At 31.5% G+C, this 6,257-nt stretch carries 2 protein-coding genes; both read left to right on the top strand.

Going from position 1 to position 6,257, the window contains the following annotated elements; translation table 11 throughout:
- Positions 1-238: phosphopantetheine-binding protein (locus tag EZM65_RS15235; protein WP_136669421.1), on the top strand; the 238-nt coding region annotated here is incomplete at its 5' end.
- 10 nt (positions 239-248) lie between these two features.
- The coding region (locus EZM65_RS15230) for a non-ribosomal peptide synthetase (protein ID WP_136669420.1) at positions 249-6,257 on the top strand (6,009 nt) is incomplete at its 3' end.

Raw genomic sequence — 6,257 nt, 5'->3', positions numbered from 1 at the left:
GGAAGATATTTTGTCAATAAGCCCTATAGGAGTGACTGATAACTTCTTTGAGTTGGGAGGTACATCATTTCAATTAATAAAACTACAAAGAAAAATAGATCTGTTATGGCCAAATAAAGTTCAGGTGCCTGATCTTTTTGAATATAATTCAATAAGAAGCATAGCCTCTTTTATTAGTAGAGGAACTGCAGATACACAAGAAGAAGAAATAGAAGAAGTTAATTTTTTTGAAATTTAAAAAAGACAAAATGGACATAGCAATAATTGGTGCTAGTATTAAATATTCAGATGTTGAAACTTTACAAGGTTTCCAAAATATACTTGAAAATGGGAAGGTTTGTGTAACGCAGCCTACAGAGGAACGAATTATAAATTCCAGAATTGATAAAAAAGACAAATATTACCCCTTTGGTTATTTGTATAGAGTAGATTTTTTCGATCACGATTTTTTTAATCTTTCTAAAGCAGAGGCGAATGCAATGGATCCAGGGCATAGGATGTTGTTGCAAGGAGTTTGTACGGCAATTGAAAATAGTGGATATAATTTAGATTATATAGGTACACAACGTACAGGTTTATTTACAACAGTACAAACGGGATTGTATAACTTTTTATATACATCACCTAGTAAAAGCTTGGATTTTATTGGTGGACTTTCATCAATTGGCGGGGGGAGAATAGCTAATATTTTGAATATTACCGGACCGGTAATGAATATTGATACAGCTTGTTCTTCTTCATTAGTGGCTGTTCATGAAGCAGTACAAAAAATTAAGAATAATGAAATAGATGTTGCAATTGTTGCAGGTGCTAAGGTCCAGTTTGTGTTTAGTGAGCCGAACAATTTTGATGATGATGCCATCATGTCTTCAGACGGTATTTGTAGAGCATTTGATAATGATGCTACAGGAGCTTCAGGTGGAGAAGGTGTAGCAGCTATTATCCTAAAAAGATTAGATCAAGCTATTATCGATAAAGATAATGTCTTATCAATAATAAAAGGATCGGCAATTAATAATGATGGTAGCAGTTCAAATAGTATCACTGCTCCGAGTCCATCAGCACAAAAGAATGTCATCTTAGAGGCTTGTAAGAATGCGGGTGTATCAATCTCTTCTATAGGGTATATTGAAACACATGGTACAGGAACAAAATTGGGGGATCCAGTTGAGTATAAAGGAATAAAAGATACAATAACAGGGTATGATGAAGATTTTCAAATCCGTCTGGGTACACTTAAATCTAATATTGGACACCTTGATAATATGTCAGGGCTTTTTGGTCTGTTAAAAGCTGTACTTGTACTCAAGGAAAATACATATTATCCATTAGCAAATTTCAATACGGTTAATCAATTTATAGAGCAGCACCCTAAAATAATTTTGAAAAAAGAGACTGAAAAATGGGTTTCTGACAAACCGAAATTAGCAGGTGTAAGTTCTTTTGGTTTAAGCGGGACCAATGTTCATGTTGTTTTAGAAGAATATGTTAATGATACTAAATCAGTAGAACAAAAAGAAGAAAATATATGGCTGAAAGTTTCTGCAAAAAACAAAGAAACATTAGAAGAATATTTACAAAATGTATCTGATTTCATAACTGAAAAAGAAGATATAGAGAGTACTGCATATACATTAAACAAAGGAAGAAACGACTATAAATTCAGAGTCTCTGTTTTTGGAAAAAATAATGAGGAGATTCAACAAAAATTATTGGTTGAAAAAGAACGTTTAGAGCAATTAAGCGAAATAAAGAATAATGGAAAGATAGCAATTCTCTATTTATCGGATAAGAATGATAAAATTTCTCTTTCATTAAAATCTAATGATTTTAGAGCGGTTTTTGAAAACGAATTTAATAAAATAAATGCTGATTCTTCGGTTGCTGAGGCTTTGGCATTTCAAACTGCTTTGTTTAAGAATTTGTCACAAAAAGGTTTTACTGTAAATCAGGTAATTTATAACGGTGAACTTGCTAAAGTCACGAAGAAAATTCTGGCTGATAATTATTCTATTTCTGAAGGATTAAATTTTGACACTGAAATTGTTATAGATTATGTAAAACTCCAGGAAGTTACAAAAGTTCTAAAGAAAGACAATATTACCTTTTTAATTGTTGGAGGAGATCAACTGGTAAAAAATAAATTAACTGAAATTTTTCTTGCTGAAGGAGTTAAATCTGTTGATGTTGTAGAAGCTTTAGCTGAAAACGGGTGGAACGAAATATGGAGTCAGTTATATAACAATGGAATAACTTTCAATTGGGAAAAATTCTATGAAGGCTGCAGCCAATTTAAAACATTTGCACCAAGTTATCCTTTTAAAAAAGTTTCCTGCTGGAATGAGATTAAAAATCCATTATTGTTCAATACGAATCAATCAAAAGAACAGGTTAAGGTTTTAACAGAAAAAGCAGCTTTAAACCCTGAAGAAACTGTTGTTGCTGTGTTGCAGGAAGTTCTTGGGAATACAAATTTTGAATTAACAGATGATTTCTTTGATTTAGGGGGAAATTCAATTGTAGGAATACAGTTTATAAACAGAATGAGGGAACTGTTCTCAGTTGAAATTGTGTTTGATGACTTGTTGGATTGTTATGAAATAAATGATATAATTTCTCTTGTTATCAGCCGAATTGAGAAAAACAAAAAAGAAGTAATTTCTAAAAAAGACGGTGAAATATATGATAACCTACTATTATCACCACTTAAAGCTTCTAATGCACAACAAAGAATGTGGATCGAATCTAAAATTGATAATGCTACATCTTCTTTGTATAATATTAATTTGAGTTTTAATATAAAAGGCCAAATTGACGTAACAATTTTCAAACAAACTTTAGAAAAATTAGTTGAAAAAAATGCTTCATTAAGAAGTTATTTTCCGCTTAATAATGAGGGTTTGGTTATTCAAAATGTTGTCTCGGCTGATGATACTGTGAATTGGGAATATTTTGAGTATCATGAAAATAAAGATGGAAATGAAGTAAAAAGTATAGAAGAAGAATTTCAAAATTTCATCTTTGATCTGGAAAAAGGACCATTGTTTAAAGCAATCATTCTAAAGAAAAACGATGATGAATTTAAACTTTGTTTTGCTTTTCATCATATCATTTTTGACGGATGGTCAATTGGAATTTTTATTCGTGATTTAGTAACTATATACAGACAAATTTTAAGCAACGAATTTGACAATGCAATAGAAGTAGATAATGGATATCTAAATTATCTTTCTTGGTTTGAAGAAGCTGTAATATCAGGAAACTTTGAAGAGCATAAACAATATTGGTTAAATAAATTAAAGCTTGATAATTCAAAACTACAATTAGGAAATACGAATGCGTCTTCTTATGATGGGAAAAGATTAAACTTTTCTTTAGATGCTGCTTTTAGAAAACAAATTGTTGATTTTGCTGGTAATAACAGATCAACATTGTTTAGTATTCTTGTTTCTTCAATCCGTGCATTTTTATATAAAATGACAAATGAAAACTTTGTTATTGGTACAGCAGTTTCCGGTAGGGTGAAAAAAGATTTTGAAAATGTTATAGGTCTTTTTGTAAATACACTTCCATTATATACAGAAATTGAAAAAGACAAAGTATTTGGTGATTTATTAAAAGATGAAACAAATACGATATCGCAGGCTCTGGAGCATCAGGTTTATCCTTATGATCTTATTCTGAATAATCTGAAAGTAGTTGACAAACAATCGTTTTTTGATGTGATGGTTGTTTTGCAAAATCAAAACAACAGATCAGGATTAATCGATAAAAATGTCCTTCCATTTGAAATCGAGCAGGATACCGAGAAAAACTCACCTTTTTCCAGATTTAATCTGTCATTTACTTTTTTTGATCTTAATGACTCTTTAGATTTAGAATTAGAATATAAAACAGAAGTCTTTGAAGATGATTTTATTAGAAATTTAATTGAATCGTACTTCTTTACTTTAAAAGAATTTTTAAATAACCCGAATAAGCAAATTGTTGATTACGGAGTTTTAACAGAAAATCAATTCAACGATATTTTAGTCGGCTTCAATAAAAAAGAAATTGATTATCCGGCTGATAAAACTATTATTGAACTATTTGAAGAACAAGCTCAAAAAACTCCGGATAATATTGCAATTGTTTTTGATGACAAGCAAATCACTTATGAAGAACTTAATTTAGAAGCGAATAAATTTGGTGTTTTTCTAAAAGAAACTCAAAATATTCAGCCGGATGACCTTGTAGGTATTAAAATGAAAAGAAGTGATAAAATGATTATTGCTATACTTGGAATTTTAAAATCCGGCGGGGCTTATGTACCTATTGATCCTAACTATCCTCAGGAAAGGATTCAATATATGCTTGAAGATACAAATTCAAAGTATATCATTGATGAAGATACATTTGATAATTATAAGCAAAACGAATATCCAAATGCATTAATGAATTCGTCAAGGAACAGCTCTCCTGAAAATTTAGCTTACATAATTTATACTTCCGGGACTACAGGTAATCCTAAAGGGGTAATGATTGAACAAAGGAATCTTGTTTCCCGAATTAGTTATTACAAAGAATTTTATAGTCTAACTGAAAACGATATTTCTATTTTTTACAGATCTTTTTGTTTTGACGGAGCTATTGAGGAATACCTGATTCCGCTTTTTGTTGGTGCAAAAATTGTTGTAATTGATGAGTTTAAAGAAGATTTGATAGGTGGATTAATCTCTGAAATAGATAAGCATAAAGTAACTAAAGTTAATATGCCTCCTGTTCTACTTAATAATTTATTGTCAAACCAATCTTATAAAGAAAACTTTGACAGTCTCACAACTTTAAAACATATAGTATCAGGCGGAGATGTTTTAAATGTACATCATATAAAACAATCACAAAAAGAAGTTTCTTTTTATAATACTTATGGACCGACAGAAAATACTATTGATTCTATCAGCTGGAAAATTGATCCAAATTGTGAATCTAAAGAGAGTATAATTGGTTATTCAATAATCAATTCTAAAACCTATATCCTTGATGAGCAGCTGAAACCTGTACCGGTAGGAATTGTTGGTAAGATCTATGTCGCTGGTCCTGGTGTTGCAAGAGGCTATTTAAATCAGCCTGAGCTGACTAAAGAAAAATTCATAGAAAATCCGTTTTCGCCTGATACTATTATGTATGATACCGGTGATTTAGGCCGTTGGATGAATGATGGGAAAATTGAATTCTTAGGAAGGAATGACCAGCAGGTAAAAATTAGAGGATTCAGAGTTGAATTAGGTGAAATTGAAGCACATATTTCTCAATATGAATTTATAAAGCAAGTCGTTGCTGATGTAAAATATTTAAAAGGAGAAAAAATATTGGTTGCTTATTATACAAGCGATGTCGAAACACTGGATAAAAAAGACATCAGGGAATATCTGTCAAATAAAATCCCTGATTTTATGATTCCAAGTGTTTATGTGAAATTAGACAGTATTCCATTGACATCAAATGGAAAACTTAATAGAAAAGCTTTACCTGATATTTCAGAAAATGATTTAATCAAGAGAGTTTATGTTGCACCAACGAATACAGTCGAGAAACAAATTGTTGAAATTTGGAAAGAAGTATTGGGATTAGATCAAATAGGAATTACAGATAACTTTTTTGAGCTTGGCGGTCATAGTTTAATGGTGGCACAAGTAATTAATAAAATCTATCAGAAGTTATCACAACAAATAAGCATTAGGGAATTTTTTGCTGCACCTGTTATATCTGAAATTTCCAAAAAACTTTCCCAAAGCTCTTATGTTTCAATACCTAGAGCAGAAGCGTTGGAGCATTATCCTGTTACCTCGTCCCAGTACCGTTTATGGGTTTTAAGCCAGATGGAAGGCGGTTCGTTAGCGTATAACATGACAGGTGCTTTAACCCTTAAAGGAGCTTTGGATAAAAATTCATTTGCCACTGCATTTGCGGTATTTATTGAAAAGCATGAGATCATGCGTACATGCTTCAAAATGGATGACCAGAGGGGAGAACTTCGTCAATATATNATTGAAAAGCATGAGATCATGCGTACATGCTTCAAAATGGATGACCAGAGGGGAGAACTTCGTCAATATATCCTTTCCCCGGCTGAAGCACAATTTGAACTGACTGAAAAAGATTTTTCGGGTCAGTCAGATGAAGAAGTAAATGAGTATCTGCAAACACTCAATGCAATTCCGTTTGAACTTTCAGAGCCATTCTTATTCAGGGCAGAATTATTAAAACGATCAGAA

The organism is Flavobacterium sp. H122 (genome assembly GCF_004959765.1).
In the GTDB taxonomy this organism is placed as follows: domain Bacteria; phylum Bacteroidota; class Bacteroidia; order Flavobacteriales; family Flavobacteriaceae; genus Flavobacterium.
Note: the sequence above shows the minus strand (reverse complement) of the source record. Positions and strands in the feature narration are given on the sequence as shown.